Consider the following 17,783-nt stretch of genomic DNA (forward strand, 5'->3'; position numbering starts at 1 on the left):
GGTGGTGATATTCAGGGCGTTATAAACGCGCTTCCCTATTTAAACGATTTAGGCGTAACACAGCTTTGGTTAACCCCAGTGCTTGAAAACAACATGCCTAACTATTCTTATCATGGTTATGCAATTACAGACTTTTATAAGGTTGACCCACGAATGGGCTCAAACCAGCTATACAAAACGTTATCAGTAAAAGCAAAAGAGCAGGGTATTGGACTGGTAATGGATATGGTCCTTAACCATTTTGGCTCTGAGCATACTTGGGTTAACGATAAGCCAACTAAAGATTGGATTAACTTTAATGGTGAGTTTAATAAAGGCAAAAATGCCACCAGCCATGCGCGCCAAACCATACAAGACCCACACGCCAGTGAATACGATAAGCGCCAGTTTAACGATGGTTGGTTTGTAGAAACCATGCCTGATTTAAATCAGCGCCAACCACTGTTAAGTGAATACTTAATTCAAAATGCGATTTGGTGGATAGAATACGCCGATTTAAGCGGCATACGTGTTGATACCTACTCTTACTCAGATAAAGCATTTTTGAGTGATTGGACAAAAGCCATAATGCAAGAGTACCCAGACTTTAATATTGTTGGAGAAGAGTGGACGTCTAACCCTGCTATTGCCTCTTACTGGCAACGTGGCAAGCATAACCAAGATGGCTATATATCAAGCTTACCAAGCGTGATGGACTTTTCGTTGCAAGAGTCGGTAATTCAAGCGCTAAATGAAGATGAAAGCTGGAACACGGGTTGGGTTAAAGTATATGAATCGTTAGCTAATGACTTTTTATACCCTGATACAAATAACATTATGGTATTTGCCGATAACCACGATATGAGCCGTGTTTACACTGAGCTTGGTCAAGATGTAGCCAAAACAAAAATGGCGATGACCTTGTTTTTAACCACACGTGGCATAGCGCAAATGTATTACGGTACGGAAGTACTATTAGATAACACCCCAAGTAAAGACCATGGTGATATTAGAATCGACTTCCCCGGCGGGTTTGAAGGCCAAACTCGTAATGCCTTTACCAAAGAGGGCTTAACAAAACAGCAAAAAGAGATGCATAACACCATCAGTACGCTGCTTAACTTTAGAAAAAACAGCTCAGCATTAGATAAAGGAAAGCTTGTACATTTTACGCCTCAACAAGGGGTTTATAGTTATGCGCGTATTAGCGATGAGCAAACAGTGTTGGTATTTATGAATAAAAACACACAAACGCTACAAAAAAATATTGAGTATATGCAAGAGGTAATGCCTAACAGCACAACAGCATTTAATTTATTTACTCAAAAAACACAAAAGCTTGGCAAAACCATTGAATTACCAGCGATGAGCGCAACGGTACTCGTTATAAATACGCCACAATAGTGACCTGAATACGTATGCAGCAACTGTATGGTTGCTGCAGTAATCTTTAGTATAAAGTTAATAACAATACTGACAAAAAAGACACACAATGAAAAAATCAGTTTATGTACCCGCAGTACTGTGTAGTGCACTTATTGCTACAGGGTGTTCAGAAAATAACAAACCTGAACAACAGCAAGCACCTGCCCACACGCAAAATGAGCTTACCAAGCCGGTTGTATATCAAGTATTTACCCGTTTGTTTGGTAATACCCAAACAGCCAATGTGCCATGGGGCACTAAAGAGCAAAACGGCGTAGGTAAATTTGCCGACTTTAACGATGCAGCCCTCAAAGGCATTAAAGAGCTAGGTACCACGCACGTTTGGTATACTGGTGTATTACACCACGCGTTAGTGGGCGATTATACCGACTACGGCATTTCACAAGATGACCCCGATGTAGTAAAAGGTCGCGCAGGTTCACCGTACGCAATTAAAGATTACTACGATGTTAACCCCGATTTAGCCGTTAATGTAACAAACCGCATGGGAGAGTTTAGCCAGCTTATTGAACGTACACATAGCCACGGTATGAAAGTCATTATTGATATAGTGCCTAACCATGTTGCCCGTAATTATCAATCACTTGGAAAGCCTAAAGGCGTAGAGGATTTCGGCGCGCAAGACGACACAAGTAAAACGTACGATAAAAATAACAACTTTTATTATGTGCCTGGGCAGTCATTTCAAGTGCCTACTTCTACAACCTATACCGTATTAGGTGGAAAGGCTCACCCGCTTGCGGATGGCTTTTTTGATGAAACACCTGCTAAATGGACAGGTAACGGTGCCCGTGCACCAAAACCCGACATTAACGATTGGTACGAAACAGTAAAAGTAAATTATGGCGTAAAGCCAGATGGTAGCTACGATTTTGCTCAGCTGCCAAACGACTATAAAGACAAAGATTACCGTGCTCATTATGCGTTTTGGCAAGATAAAGAGCTACCAGATAGCTGGTACAAATTTAGAGACATTGCACTTTTTTGGTTAGACAAAGGCGTTGATGGCTTTAGATACGACATGGCCGAAATGGTACCGGTTGAATTTTGGAGCTTTTTAAATTCGTCTATAAAAATGCAAAAAAGCGATGCGTTTTTATTGGCCGAAGTATATAACCCGTTAATGTACCGTGCCTATATTCAGCAAGGTAAAATGGATTATCTTTACGATAAAGTCGGCTTTTACGATACCTTAAAAGCGATAATGCAACTTAAACAACCTGCCAATAGTATTTTTGATGCGCATCAAAGTGTGCTCGATATAGAGCAACACATGCTGCATTTTTTAGAAAATCACGACGAGCAACGAATCGCAAGCCCGGATTTTGCGGGTAATGCCCAGTGGGGTAAACCTGCTTTAGTTGTTTCTAATTTAATTAGCCGCGCGCCAACACTTTTATATTTTGCTCAAGATGTGGGAGAAGATGGCTCTGAAAACGCGGGGTTTGGAGCGCCGACACGTACCAGTATTTTTGACTACATTGGCGTTCCAGCGCACCAAGCATGGATGAATAACGGAAAATTTGATGGCGCTAACTTAACCGCAGAGCAAGTAGCACTTCGTAATTACTACAAAGCGGTTATGTCACTGAATAGTTTACCTGCTGTAGTAGGCGGAGAAATGTCGGCACTTAACCTTGTAGGAAGTGAACGTGTAGTTGGTTTTACCCGCTCTTTAGGCCAGCAAAGTGTGTATGTGTTAAGTAACTTTAGTGAGAAGCCACAAACAGTTACGGTTAATTTATCAAAGGCACAATTAGGTGCAATGAGCGAAAATACGCTATTAAATGATTTACTTGAAAATCACACCACCGGGCTTAAAGCTCACCCGCAAGGCGCTACATTTAACCTCACACTTGATGCATTTAGCAGCGCAGTATTAACAAATAAGGCTAATAATGAATAATCAAAATAATAATACCGATAAGCCAAATTTAAGTTTTTGGCAAATATGGAACATGTGCTTTGGCTTTTTAGGCATACAATTTGGTTTTGCCCTGCAAAACGGCAATGTGAGCCGAATATTTCAAACATTAGGCGCACAAGTTGATGATATTCCCATTTTATGGGTTGCAGCCCCGCTTACAGGCTTAATTGTTCAGCCTATTATAGGCTATTGGAGCGATAAAACGTGGGGGCGCTTTGGCCGTCGTCGTCCGTTCTTTTTTATAGGTGCAGTGTTAACAACGCTTTCACTATTTATTATGCCGCATTCACCAACGCTTTGGATTGCCGCGGGTATGTTATGGATCATGGATGCGTCAATCAACGTAACCATGGAACCGTTTAGAGCACTTGTTGGTGATAACTTGCCAGAAAAGCAACGCGCGACAGGTTACGGTTTACAAAGCTTTTTTATTGGTATTGGGGCGGTGTTAGCCTCAGCGCTACCATGGATGATGACCAACTGGTTTGATGTAAGTAATACCGCAGCCCCAGGGCAAATTCCTGAATCTGTTAAATACTCATTTTATTGGGGCGGGGTGGTGTTACTTGTTGCCGTGCTTTGGACCGTAGCACGTACTAAAGAATACAGCCCTGAGCAATTAGCGGCTTTTGAAAAGCAAAGCGCTCAACCTACAACAAGTAAAGTGGTTGATATTAACTTTAATAAAGGTGCCATTATTTTTGTGGTACTGGGTTTAGCAACTCTTGCATTAGTCATGGGCTTATCCCTTGAAAAAGAATTATACCTACTTGCTGGTGGTTTATTAGCGTTTGGTATTGTGCAGTGGATTGCAGCGGCGCTTAAAAGTGCGAATAAAACCCAAGGTGGTTTTTACCAAGTAGTACAAGATGTATTTACTATGCCGGAGGCCATGAAGCAGCTTGCCTGGGTGCAGTTTTTTAGCTGGTTTACTTTATTTGCTATGTGGATTTATACCACCGCTGCAGTAACAAGCTTTCATTATGGTAGTAGCGATGCAACCTCTAAAGCATTTAACGATGGTGCAGATTGGGTGGGTATTTTATTTGCCGCTTACAATGGATTTGCCGCAATTGCCGCTATGTGTATTCCGTTTTTAGTTAAAAAAATGGGATTAAAAGGCGCGCATTGCTTTAATTTATTGCTGGGCGCGTTAGGTCTTGCAAGCTTTATGTTTATTCAAGACCCTAAAATGCTACTTATACCTATGATAGGCGTAGGGTTTGCGTGGGCGTCTATTTTATCACTCCCGTATGCCATGTTAAGTAACGCACTACCGAGTAACAAAATGGGCGTTTATATGGGGATTTTTAACTTTTTTATAGTTATACCTCAGTTACTTGCCGCCAGTGTTTTAGGGCTTATTTTACGCCACGTATTTTCTAATCAGCCTATTTACGCATTATTAATTGGTGCAGCTTCGTTTGTTATTGCTGCTGTTGCAGTAATGCGCGTTAAAAATTCTCATTAAGGACACACAATGAAAAAATATAACCTTATAACCGCCTCTCTTTTAACGTTAGGTTTAACGGCTTGCGGTGCTCAAAACACAAGCACAACTAACGAAAGTACCACAGCACAGGTTACATCAGCCCCAGGCGCCCCAGGTGCAGAGCCTTTTTGGGCTTATGCGGGTAAAACAGGTATTGGTACATCATACGAGCAATACCAAAACGGCCAATACACTAATGCAGCTGCAACGGAGGATGTGTCTAAAGTATGGTTTTCAATTGCTAAAGGGATGATCACCGAAACCATGTTTGGGCTTATTCACCAAGCACAAATAAAAGACATGCAATTTATAGTAACAGGTAAAGATTTTACCGTTAGTGAAGCGGATAATTTAAATGTCACCATTGATTACTTACATAAAGATGCACAAGGTCGCCCGTTATCGCTGGCTTATAAAGTAACAAGCACTGATAAACAAGGCCGCTTTAGCCTAGAAAAACACATCTTTACTGACCCAGATGGGCAAACCCTATTTGTACGCAGCGTATTTAATACTGAGCTTGAAGGGCTAAAAGCGTATGTGTCTGTTAATCCGTACATTAATAATAACGGCTTAGGTGACTTTGCTAAAACAACAGAGCAAGGCCTAGTAGCATGGGAAAACGATAACTATCTATCACTTCAATCCGCATCACCATTTAAAGCAAAAACAGTAGGGTTTACAGGAAAAAGTGATGGCATTAATGCACTTAAAACTACGCAATCTATAACTACCCAATACACAAATACCGGCGAAACTGCTGGTAATGTAAGCATGCTTGCAGAGCTTGGCGAGATAAGTGCAAATACCACTTTTGATTTAGCACTGAGCTTTGGTAAAACGCAGCAGCAAAGTATTCAGCAAGGCGAAAAAAGTTTGGCAAAAGGGTACCAAGCGGTGCTCGATCACTACAACGGCAAAGGAGAAGCGCTAGGCTGGGAAGATTACCTACAAAGCCTAAAACCGCTTAATACCATGGTTGAACAAACAGCCGATAACGGTAAGCTTTTATACACCAGTGCCATGGTATTAAAAGCACAAGAAGATAAAACACACGCAGGGGCATTAATTGCTTCTTTATCTAACCCATGGGGCGAAACGGTTTCAGCCAAAGAAGGTTCTACGGGTTATAAAGCGGTATGGGTGCGCGATTTTTATCAAGTAGCTATGGCATTTATGGCGCTTGGCGATACTGCCACAGCAAAAACAGCGTTCGAATACCTTGAAAAAGTGCAAGTAAGCAGCAAAACACCAGGTAATAAAGGCGATACCGGCTGGTTTTTACAAAAAACACACGTCGACGGTGAATTAGAATGGGTAGGCGTACAGCTTGATCAAACTGCTATGCCTATCATGCTGGCATGGAAGTTACATAAAGCCAACGTACTTAGCGATGAAGAGCTAAAAAACTGGTACGGCAAAATGTTAAAACCAGCGGCAGATTTTTTAGTCGAGGGGGGGCTTGCTAAAATTTTGTGGAACGACACACAAATTACACCACCGGCAACACAACAAGAGCGCTGGGAAGAGCAAAGCGGTTATTCGCCATCTACAACTGCGGCAATAGTGGCAGGCCTTATTACCGCAAGCGATATCGCAACGCTTAGTGGCGATGATAAAAACGCGCAGCGCTACCTTGCCACGGCTAAAAAATACAGCAGCGATATTGAATCGCAAATGTTTACTACCGAAGGTAACTTAAAAGGCGAAAATAGCGATGGCGAATACTTTATTCGCATAGGCCAGGATACCGATGCAAACTCAAACACTAAAATTAACGCTAATAATGGCCGCGAAGGGTTTAATAAAAAGCAAATTTTAGATGGCGGGTTTTTAGAGCTAGTACGCTATGGTGTACGCGGTGCAAATGATGAAAGCATCGTTAAAACACTACCTGAGTACGATGACGAAACGCTTGAAGATAACCTACAAGTAAAATACAGCTTTAGCTTTGACGATGGCAGCGGCACTTTTGCAGGCTACCGCCGCTATGGCAATGATGGCTACGGTGAAGATGAAGTTAAAGGCACAAACTATGCTGAGGGTGGCAGTAATACACCAGGCCAACGTGGGCGTGTATGGCCATTTTTCACCGGTGAGCGCGGGCATTACGAAATCGCAGCGGCTAATGCAAACAACGCTCTGGATGATGCTAAACAGGCGAAAATTAAAAACAGCTATGTAAAAGGCTTAGAACAGTTTGCTAATAACGGCCTTATGTTACCAGAGCAAGTATGGGATGGTGTAGGGGTTAACAAAGCAGGTTATGAGCTAGGCGAGGGGACTAATTCAGCAACACCATTGGCATGGACTCATGCCGAGTATATTAAATTAGTCCGTTCATTGAGCGACAAACAAGTTTGGGATCATTACCCCGTTGTTGAGAAAGCTTTAAAAAATTAAAGTTAAAATTAAATTTAAAATTAAAGCTCCTTAATTGGAGCTTTTTTATATTCTTTATATTCTTTTTTACAACTATGGCCGCTACTGAAACTATTAAAGTGTTTATGGTGAAATGTTTGGATTAATTACTAAAACACAACTTTTTTAAATAAATATCGTTGTTCAAAGTATTATAATGTGGTTTTAACTTACGGTGTTTTTTAAAAAATATTAAGTTAACATTTAAAGCTTCTTTTTTGAAAAAATCAAAAAAACCTACCGTTGCGCAATGTGCAATTTAATTTAATCTATTGTTAAATCGCTGTTTAATATTCTCTTTTTTTGATGTTTGATAGGTGTCGCATATTATTGACGTATTTGTTTTTATTATGTTATTAGTTTGTTCCTCTTTTTGTTTAAGAGGTTTTTCATTTACATCTTAGATTTATATGTAAATGAAATTGATTTTATAATAATTAAAAATTATTCAGGGATATGTTAAATATGAAAAGTAATTTCTCTAAAACATTTAAGCGCTCATTAACTGCTGCTGCAGTAGCAATGACAATAAGCGCGGCCATGCCTGTAATGGCAGATAACGTTAATGGTGCTATAAAGGGGAGTATAACAACACCATCAGGTTTATCGTTAGCGGGTGCTAAAATAACAATTACTGATGATACGAAAGGGTATTCAAAAACTCTAATAGCAGATTCAAATGGTGAGTTTGACCTAAAGCAAGTACCAGTAGGCAAATATGACATTATAGTTTCTCAAACTGGTTATGATCAGGCCCAAGTTAAAGATGTTGTTATTGGAGTGGGTAAAACAGCTCTAATCGAGATTCCACTGACTGCTGGTAATATTGAAAGGATTGCAGTTGTAGGTGGTTCAGTTAGAGCTATCGATGTGTCTGTATCTGAGTCATCATTAAATATTAGCTCTGAGGAGTTAGAGCTCTTACCTATATCTCGTTCTGTAACTTCTGTTGCACTGCTTGCGCCTGGCGCAACAGAAGGCGACAGTCGTTTTGGTGACCAGGCGTCTTTTGGTGGTGCCTCAGTTGCTGAAAACGCGTATTACGTAAATGGTCTAAATATGACTAACTTCCGTAATGGTCTTGGTGGTGCAACAATTCCATTCACGGCTTACGATAGCTTCCAAGTTAAAACGGGCGGTTATTCTGCAGAGTTCGGTCGTACTACAGGTGGGTTAATTTCATCGGTTACTAAATCGGGCTCTAATGATTTTCATTTTGGTGTTGAAACGATTTATTCATCTGACTCGTTAAGTGAGCAAGCTCCTAACTCACTTTACAAGCAAAATGATCGCTGTGATGATGCAGACGGGCATTGTATTGGTGATTTATATGTGAACAACCAAGACGATTATGATAATTCATTTGAAACAAATATTTATGCTTCAGGTGCGATAATTGAAGATACATTATTTTTCTATGGTATTTACACTGCAAGAGATAATGATTACGAATACGGTAATGCATCTCAAACAGATTTAACTGTCGAAAAAGATGATGACCCATACTACCTAGCTCGTTTTGATTGGAATATAAACGAAGATCACCAGCTAATGCTGTGGGGCTTTAGTGATAAACGCACATATTCAGAGAAAACGATTTCAGATCCTGAAGGAAATGGTAATTACACTGAAGATGGCGGTACAGCTTACCACAAGCGAGGCGGTGAGAGTTTTGCAATTCGCTACACTGGTAATCTAACTGAAGATTTAAGCATGTCTGCTATGTATGGTGAAGTGAAGTTCTCGGAAACAGATTACTCAGATTTTGATGACTGTCCTACAGGTTACGATGCTGACTTAGGTGAAGATACCACGTGTTATGTGAACTTTACCGTTGGTGCAAATGAAGATAAACGTGAACAATTGCGTGTTGACTTTGACTACTATCTAAACGATGAGCATACATTAAGATTTGGTTATGACTCGGAAACCAATACAGCTGACTCAACAACCATAAACTCTGGTGGCGTTTACTACTACTACAGAACATATGAAGAAGGCGCTAGACTACCTAATGGTTATGTTTTACCAGAAGAAATGAAAACAACACGAGTTCGTGATTATAAAAATGGTGGACAGTTCGAAGTAGAAAACTGGGCTATTTATATTGAAGATCAATGGTCAGTTACTGAAGATTTAACGTTAACACTTGGTCTACGAAATGACAGCTTTACTAACTATAATGCTGATGGAGAAGAGTTTGTTTCTATTGATAACCAAATTGCTCCGCGGATAGGTGGGTCTTGGGATATCAATGGTGACGGTGATAGTAAATTATACTTCACAGCAGGTCGCTACTATTTACCTGTAGCTGCGAATACTAATATTCGTTTAGCAGGTGCAGAGACATACATTCAAACATGGTATGCATATGAAGGCTTAAATGCAGACGGTACTCCTGTTGGTTTAAGCACACAGTTAGGTGATCCTGCTATTTCTAATGGCGGTGACGGTACTGCAAAACCATCAAATACCCTATCAGACAAAGATCTAGAACCAATGTATAACGATGAGTATATGATTGGTTACCAAGCAGCAATTAATGATGATTGGTCATGGGGAATCAAGGCAACTTACCGTGTTTTAGGTAATCAAATTGATGATGGTTCTTACATCTTTAGGGATGAAAACGGTGAATACTTAGGTGAAAACTGGTTCTTATTTAACCCTGGTAATGGTGCTACTTTCAATTTCGATCTGGATGGTGACGGCACTACTGAAGAATATAGCTTTAGTGCTGAAGAGTTAGGCTATCCAGACGCTAAAAGAAAATATGCTTCAGTTGATTTAACATTAGAGAAAACATGGGATCAGGTATGGTCTTTAAAAGCACTATATACATGGTCACACAACTACGGTAATACAGAAGGTTTTGTTAAATCTGATAATGGCCAAGATGATGCTGGTCTTACGCAAGATTGGGATTACCCATATTTAATGGATGGTGCTAATGGTAATCTACCTGCAGATCGACGTCATAACATTAAAATTTATGGGGCGTATGCTGTTACAGAAGACTTCTTGATTGGTGCAAATGTTAATGTTGCTTCAGGTCGTCCTTGGACAGCTTTAGGTCAAGGTTATACACCAGATCCTGATTTATACCAATATGGTGATACATACTACGTAGGTGACAAACGTTTCCCTCGTGGTAGCATGGGTACTACACCATGGACAGCTCGCTTAGATCTTAACTTTACTTATAACCTTCGCTTTAACGATCAAAAAGTTCGTTTAGCCATGGATATATTTAATGTATTTGATGCTTCTACAGCAACTCGTTACGATGAGGAAGCAGAAGTTGCAGCTGGTGATGGAAATGCTACATTTGGTTTAGCTCAAACTTACCAATCACCACGTAGAATTCAATTATCAGCTTCATACGACTTCTAATAAGTTAAATAACAGAGTTTGATTAACTAAAAAGCCTCATTATGAGGCTTTTTTTATGACTTTTTCAGTATTTTAAATGATATAGACTCTGAGAATGATATTTATAAGTAGATAAAAAAGCAGTTTTACTATTAAAATAATTTATAAGCATTCTATTTTATAGACATTTGCAATTCTAGCTACTCCCTCTGGCAATTAATACCGGTGGTAAAAGGGTGCTTTGCACCTCTTCTTCACGTATTAACTTAAGTAGGTTCTCTACTAACATTTGCCCTGCAACGGTGGTGTCTTGCGCTATGGTGGTGAGCGGTGGGTTTATGTAGCTTGCAATGGCTATGTTATCAAAACCGACCACGGCCACTTCGTTAGGAACATTAATATTGGCTTCTTTTAAAGCGCGAATTGCACCAATGGCAATTAAATCACTGGCGGCAAATAAGGCGTTAAATTTTATGTTATTAGCAATAAGTGAGCGTGTAGCATGATAACCAGACTCTTCAGTTGAAATAGCATTGGCCATTTTTCGCTCATTAATGGTTATACCATTAGTAAGTAGCTCATCTTTAAACCCCTGAAAGCGGGCAAAAAATTCTGGGCTGTGATCAGATGCATCACCGATAAACGCGCAATCGGTGCGGTTATGGGCAATTAAATGACCAGCGGCTAGTTTGCCCCCGCCATAGTTGTCGCAGCATACAGTAAGATCTGGGCGGTTATCTACTGTTGCGCCCCAGCATACAAACTTAGTATTTTGGTCAAGCAAGGTTTTAAATTTTGGTTGAAAGTCTATGTAATCACCATAGCCGAGCAAAATAATACCATCGGCTCTGTGGCTGTCTTCGTAGTCGGCTTGCCAATCGGCACTAGCTGATTGAAACGATACTAATAAGTCGTAACCTTCTTTTGCACACGCACGGGTAATACTGCCCAGCATTGATAAAAAGAATGGATTGATTTGTGATTCATCTGATGTTGGGTCTTCAAACAACAATAGCGCAAGGGTACTACTTTGCTGAGTACGCAAGTTGCTGGCATTTTTATCAACTTTATAGTTAAGTTGTTTTGCTATGTCGTGGACGCGTTTGCGTGTTTCTTCATTAACAAGGGGGCTGTTACGTAAAGCGCGAGATACAGTTGATTGTGAAACCCCTGCATAATGGGCAATGTCAAATGAGGTGGCTTTACCTTTCATTGTTACAACTTAATTAAATGCTAAATAATTGTGTCATTTTCGACTATTAGTGAATTATTTCAAGCTTTTTGCGATTTATTATTGATCTAATCCTGACACCGGTGTCATAATGCCAATGTTTTATCATTTTGTTGTCAAAACGTATTAGCTGCTATTTTATATAGCAGCCTTTTTTACTGTGATAGCTACTTTGAGGTGATAGCTCAAAGTGTATAAATAACAACGCATAGCGTTGTAAAATAATAAGCATAAGCCGCTTACACAAAAGAGATAATACCATGAGCCAAAATTCTTCTGCCCAGTTTAACCCTATCTTAGTTGCCGATATTGGTGGCACCAATGCGCGCTTTGCATTAATTACCGACTTTAATGAGCAAACTAACCAATTTGTTATTGAGCATATTAACATATTTCCCAGTGCTAATTTTGGCTCTTTAGAAAGCGCACTTGAACAATACCTAACAACGATTCCCCATGTTACGCCAACTCAGGCATGTTTAGCTGTTGCAGGCCCTATAAAAGCAGGCCAAGTGCATTTAACCAATTTAGGTTGGCATTTTAGTGTTAGTGAATTTAAAGCACATTTTAATTTAACACAATTAGAAGTAATTAATGACTTTGCTGCGTTTGCTTATGCAGCACCTTATTTAGACTCAACGCAAAACATTACTATTAAGCCCGGTCAAGCCGATGCAAATGCAAATATTGGTGTTATGGGACCAGGTACTGGCTTTGGTGCTGCGTGTTTAGTGCGTACAGCGCAGTCAACTGCAGTGTTAAGCTCTGAGGGCGGGCATATGTCGCTTGCTCCTGTAAACGAGCTAGACGCTTTATTAATTAACGAGCTTCGTAAAGAGCACCCTCATGTATCTATAGAAACTGTTTTTTCAGGCCCAGGTATTGCCCATTTATACAAAGCAATGGCAGCCGTGAAAGGGGTTACAGCTAAAAATTTAGATGCGGCACAAATTAGTAGCCTTGCAAACAGTGGCGAGTGTGAAGTGTGCGATGCAACGCTTAATCAGTTTTGTGACTGGATTGGCAGTGTGGCAGGCGATTTAGCGGTAGTATACGGCGCATTAGGTGGCCTATTTATAGGCGGCGGTATTTTACCGCGCATGCAAACACGATTACTTGAAAGCCGTTTTGTAGAGCGTTTTTCGCAAAAAGGTGTTATGTCGCAATATGCAGGGCAAATTCCAGTTACTTTAGTAACACAAGATAACATACCGCTAATTGGGGCGGGTGCGTGTTTATATAACAGCAAGTAAATTTGCTTAATGGTTGTATTTGGATAATGAACAAATGAAAAAAGTAACCATAAATAGCGTAGCAAGCCATGCGGGGGTTTCTAAAAAAACCGTGTCGCGGGTTTTAAATAATGAGCCTAACGTGAGTGCAGCTACGCGCGAAAAAGTACTTAAAGTATTTAAAGAGCTTGATTACACGCCTAACCCAATAGCACGCGGGCTTGCGCAAAATCGCAGCTTTATTATTGGCTGCTTGTACGATAACCCCAGTAAAAGTTATATAACACGGGTACAAACGGGTGCGCTTGCTGCCTGTAAAGAAAATAACTACAACTTACTAATACACCCGTGCGAATTACGTGGCGATGATTTAATTAACGATATAGAGCAGTTATTACAAACCTCGCGTTTAGACGGCGTAGTACTTACCCCGCCATTTGGTGATTTTGAAAAACTTGCTAATTTTTTAAAAGCTAAAAAAATACCCTACGCACGGGTTGCATCGGCACTGCTAGAAGATGATTCAATTTCAGTGCGCAGTAATGACGAGCAGGGCGCTTATGAAATAACCGAGCACTTAATTTCGCTTGGTCATAAGTCGATTGCTTTTATTAAAGGCCACCCTGATCACAGTGCTACGCAACAGCGCTTTAAAGGTTACAGACGAGCGTTGGCAAGCCACGGTATAGAATTTGACGAGCGCTTAGTAGAAGAGGGTAACTTTAGTTATCACTCAGGTGTAGACAGTGCGCGCAGTATTTTAGATTTATCGCCACGTCCTACCGCGGTATTTGCATCAAACGATTACATGGCGGCGGCGGTATTAAAACTTGCCACCCAGCGCCAATTACGCGTACCCGATGATATCTCTATTGCAGGGTTTGATAATGCACCAATTGCACGCCATATATGGCCGGGCTTAACGACTATTGCACAACCTGTAGAAGAAATGACTAAACAAGCTGTTACGCAGCTTATATCGCATATTTCGCAGCCACAAGAGCAGCCGTATCAGGTAACGCTAGAATCACGCTTAATTACCCGCGAGTCTACTGCTGCAATAAAATAACCCCCTTTTTTGTTTTTCACAGTAACCCGAATTTGAGTGACGCTTATTCGGGTTTTTTTTGTGCGGATTTTAGCAAATAAACTAAAATTAGCATGGTCATTAATTGGTCACGTTAAAATTTTAAACTATTTTTGTTACTCAGGGTTGACACCGGTGTCAATGCTATGCGTTAATACAGTGACACCGGTGTCAGGGTTGTTGTGAGAGGCTCCCTGGTAGCGTACCTTTGAACGGGTAAATCAAAGATGCTCAGTGCAGTTATTTACGTGGAGTCTGTAATTGCTACTGAGCCTTTTTCCTCTAACTAATAGAGATGAGCTAAATTATGTTGCACCCTCGCATTGAAGAAGTCACCCAACGCGTTATTGAACGCAGTAAACAAACCCGTCAAGATTATTTAGATCGTATTTCGCACGCAAAAAAACAAACAAGAGTCCGTGCCGGACTAGGCTGCGGAAACATCGCTCACGTTATGGCTGCGTGTAGCAGCGACGACAAAGCGCGCTTAAAGGCTGATGAGCAGCCAAATCTTGCTATTATCAACTCATATAACGATATGCTTTCGGCCCATGTGCCATACAAAGATTTCCCAGATTTAATTAAAGACCTTGCTACTAAGTACGACGCAACTGCCCAAGTTGCAGGCGGTGTACCAGCAATGTGTGATGGCGTTACGCAAGGGCGTGACGGCATGGAATTGTCGCTTTTTTCTCGCGACGTAATTGCTATGTCTACTGCGGTATCACTATCGCATGACGTATTTGACGGCGTTTTTTGTTTAGGCGTATGTGACAAAATTGTCCCAGGTTTATTAATTGGTGCCTTATCTTTTGGTCACTTACCGGTATTCTTTTTACCTGCTGGGCCAATGCAATCTGGTATTCCTAACAAAGAAAAAGCACGTATTCGCCAAAAATTTGCACAAGGTTTAGTAAGCCGTGAAGACTTACTTGAAGCTGAAAGCGCCTCGTACCACAGCGCAGGTACTTGTACGTTTTACGGTACTGCTAACTCAAACCAAATGTTAATGGAGATAATGGGCTTACACCTTCCAGGTAGCTCGTTTATTAACCCTTACACTGAGCTTCGCGATGGTTTAACAGGTAATGCTGTAGAAACCATGCTTAAGCAGCTTACAGATGATAAAGAAAGCCCGTGTTTAGCAGATGTAATCAGCGAAAAAACCATTATTAATGGTTTAGTTGGCTTGCTATCTACAGGTGGCTCAACTAACCACGCTATTCATATTGTTGCTATCGCAAAAGCGGCGGGTATTCAAGTAACGTGGAAAGACATGTCTGATTTATCAGAAGTTGTACCACTACTTACGCGTATTTACCCTAACGGCTCAGCCGATGTAAACCATTTCCAAGCCGCAGGCGGTATGGGCTTCTTAATGCGTGAATTAGCCGGTGCGGGTTATTTGCATACTGATGTTAAAACAATGCTTGGTGAAGGTTTAGCGCCTTACATGATGGAGCCGCGTTTAGATAAAGACGACAGCTTAATTATGAGCAACTCAACAGGCCCTTCAAAAGTGAAATGGGTAGATTGCCCAGAAAACTCACTCGATGAAGAAGTACTGCGTCCAATTAGCAATCCATTTAGCAAGCAAGGCGGCCTACAACTACTTACAGGTAACCTAGGTAAAGCAGTCATTAAAGTCTCTGCTGTAGCCACTGAGCATCAAGTAGTAACAGCCCCAGCTAAAGTATTTAGCTCACAAGGCGAACTGCAAGAGGCATACAGCCGTGGCGAGTTAAACCAAGACTTTATTGCCGTGCTTAAAGAGCAAGGCCCTAAAGCGAAAGGTATGCCAGAGCTGCATAAATTAACGCCTGTAATGGCAACACTTCAAGACGAAGGCTTTAAAGTAGCTATTGTGACTGATGGCCGTATGTCGGGCGCATCAGGTAAAGTGCCTGCTGCTATTCACTTAGCGCCAGAAGCTGTTGAAGGTGGCATTATTGCAAAAATTCTTGAGGGCGATTTAGTAACACTGGATGCGCCAAACGGAATATTAAAAGTACATGTTAGCGATGAAGAGCTTGCTAAGCGTGAACTACAACTTAGCCAACCAAGCTTAACCTTTGGTACCGGCCGAGAATTATTTACTGGATTTAGAAATATTGTAAGCAGCGCCGATTTAGGTGCGAGTGCTTTTGGACTTGAATAATAATTGCCACACACTGGGTAATGAGGAACAAGTAATGAGTATTGAAAAAATCTTAGCGTCGGCACCTGTGGTGCCAGTGGTTGTAATCGAAAAACTAGAAGATGCAGCACCACTCGCTAGAGCGTTATACAACGGTGGCTTAAAAGCCCTTGAAATTACGCTACGCACGCCTGTTGCAGTGGAAGCTGTAAAACTAATGAAAGCAGAAGTTCCAGAAGCTTACGTTGGTACAGGTACAGTGGTTGATAAAGCAAGCTTTGACGCTTCAGTAGAAGCAGGCGCTGATTTTATGGTAAGCCCAGGTGTAAGTGATGAATTATTAGCATTAGCTAAAGATTCAGACATTCCCTTTTTACCGGGTGCAGCAACTGCAAGCGAAGTAATGCAGTTAGCAAGCCATGGCTTTAAGTACTTAAAATTTTTCCCTGCAGAGGCTGCAGGCGGAACGGCAATGCTTAAGTCGATTGGCGGGCCATTGCCGCACATTACTTTTTGCCCAACCGGTGGTATTAGCCTAGCAACAGCCCCTAATTACTTAGCGCTTAATAACGTTATTTGTGTTGGTGGTACGTGGATGCTAGATAAGCAACTAATTGAAAACAAAGACTGGCAAGCCATTGAAGCGCTTGCTCGACAAGCAAGTGAAGTTAAATAGGAGTCTAAAAATGATTAATGTAGCAATTAATGGCTATGGCCGTATCGGTCGCAACGTACTACGTGCACTTTACGAGTCAGCACAAAACAGTGAAATTAAAATTGTAGCAATTAACGATTTAGCACCGGCTAACGTAAATGCGCATTTAACACAATTTGACTCAGTTCACGGTCAATTTTCTCAAAAAGTAACGTTATCAGATAACACTATGCTGATTGGTGATGACGTAATTACTTTGACTCAAGAGCGTGACCCTGCAAACTTACCGTGGAAAGAGTTAAACGTAGATATCGTTTTAGAATGTACTGGTTTTTTCACTAAGCGTGAAGACGCAGCTAAGCACATTACAGCAGGTGCTAAAAAAGTAATTGTGTCTGCTCCTGGTAAAGATTTAGATGCAACGGTAGTACACGGTGTTAACAGCGATGTAATTAACGCTGATAGCAACATTATCTCTAACGCATCATGTACGACTAACTGTTTAGCGCCAATTGCAAAAGCAATTAACGACACAGTAGGTATTGAGCAAGGTAGCATGACTACAATTCATGCTTATACAAACGATCAAAACTTATCTGACGTTTATCACCCAGATCTATACCGTGCACGTAGTGCAACACAGTCTATGATCCCAACTAAAACAGGTGCAGCTGCAGCTGTTGGCTTAGTACTTCCTGAGCTTGCGGGTAAATTAGACGGTATGTCGGTACGTGTACCTACTATCAATGTTTCTTTAGTTGATTTTACGTTTATCACTAAGCGCGAAACAACTGCTGAAGAAAT

At 40.9% G+C, this 17,783-nt stretch carries 11 protein-coding genes; 10 read left to right on the plus strand and 1 reads right to left on the minus strand.

Annotated features, from left to right (window positions below):
- The 5 genes from B4F91_RS09010 to B4F91_RS09030 all read left to right on the plus strand — a co-directional run.
- A partial coding sequence (locus B4F91_RS09010) for an alpha-amylase family glycosyl hydrolase (protein WP_288635582.1) occupies positions 1-1,383 on the plus strand: 1,383 nt, incomplete at its 5' end.
- Positions 1,384-1,471: 88 nt separating this feature from the next.
- Positions 1,472-3,331, plus strand: coding sequence for an alpha-amylase family glycosyl hydrolase (locus B4F91_RS09015; RefSeq protein ID WP_288635583.1), 1,860 nt, complete (start codon positions 1,472-1,474; stop codon positions 3,329-3,331).
- Complete coding sequence (locus B4F91_RS09020) at positions 3,324-4,823, plus strand: MFS transporter (RefSeq protein ID WP_286937551.1); 1,500 nt, start codon at positions 3,324-3,326, stop codon at positions 4,821-4,823. The genes B4F91_RS09015 and B4F91_RS09020 overlap by 8 nt, the downstream gene beginning before the upstream one ends.
- Before the next feature lie 9 nt (positions 4,824-4,832).
- Positions 4,833-7,247 (plus strand): glycoside hydrolase family 15 protein, encoded by a 2,415-nt coding sequence (locus B4F91_RS09025; RefSeq protein ID WP_286937553.1) that lies wholly within the window; start codon positions 4,833-4,835, stop codon positions 7,245-7,247.
- Positions 7,248-7,730: 483 nt separating this feature from the next.
- Positions 7,731-10,658 (plus strand): TonB-dependent receptor, encoded by a 2,928-nt coding sequence (locus tag B4F91_RS09030; RefSeq protein WP_054982416.1) that lies wholly within the window; start codon positions 7,731-7,733, stop codon positions 10,656-10,658.
- 175 nt (positions 10,659-10,833) lie between these two features.
- Here the strand turns inward: B4F91_RS09030 and B4F91_RS09035 are convergent, their stop codons facing one another.
- On the minus strand, positions 10,834-11,850 hold the full coding sequence (locus B4F91_RS09035) for a LacI family DNA-binding transcriptional regulator (RefSeq protein ID WP_054982417.1): 1,017 nt from the start codon (positions 11,848-11,850) through the stop codon (positions 10,834-10,836).
- 278 nt (positions 11,851-12,128) lie between these two features.
- On the opposite strand from B4F91_RS09035, the gene glk reads away from it, so the two are divergent.
- The 5 genes from glk to B4F91_RS09060 form a co-directional block, all read left to right on the plus strand.
- Entirely contained in the window at positions 12,129-13,121 is a 993-nt protein-coding gene (glk, locus tag B4F91_RS09040; RefSeq protein ID WP_024034046.1) for a glucokinase, read from the plus strand.
- A gap of 34 nt (positions 13,122-13,155) precedes the next feature.
- Positions 13,156-14,169, plus strand: a complete 1,014-nt coding sequence (locus B4F91_RS09045) for a LacI family DNA-binding transcriptional regulator (RefSeq protein WP_024034047.1) — start codon at positions 13,156-13,158, stop codon at positions 14,167-14,169.
- 325 nt (positions 14,170-14,494) lie between these two features.
- A complete protein-coding gene (gene edd, locus B4F91_RS09050) occupies positions 14,495-16,345 on the plus strand; it encodes a phosphogluconate dehydratase (RefSeq protein ID WP_029773525.1) in 1,851 nt (616 codons plus the stop codon).
- A gap of 34 nt (positions 16,346-16,379) precedes the next feature.
- Positions 16,380-17,000, plus strand: a complete 621-nt coding sequence (eda, locus tag B4F91_RS09055; RefSeq protein ID WP_004587806.1) for a bifunctional 4-hydroxy-2-oxoglutarate aldolase/2-dehydro-3-deoxy-phosphogluconate aldolase — start codon at positions 16,380-16,382, stop codon at positions 16,998-17,000.
- Between the two features lie 10 nt (positions 17,001-17,010).
- Positions 17,011-17,783 (plus strand): type I glyceraldehyde-3-phosphate dehydrogenase (locus tag B4F91_RS09060; RefSeq protein ID WP_288635587.1); only part of this gene is annotated, 773 nt, incomplete at its 3' end.

This window comes from Pseudoalteromonas sp. UBA6610, from assembly GCF_002433295.1.
Classification (GTDB): domain Bacteria; phylum Pseudomonadota; class Gammaproteobacteria; order Enterobacterales; family Alteromonadaceae; genus Pseudoalteromonas; species Pseudoalteromonas atlantica.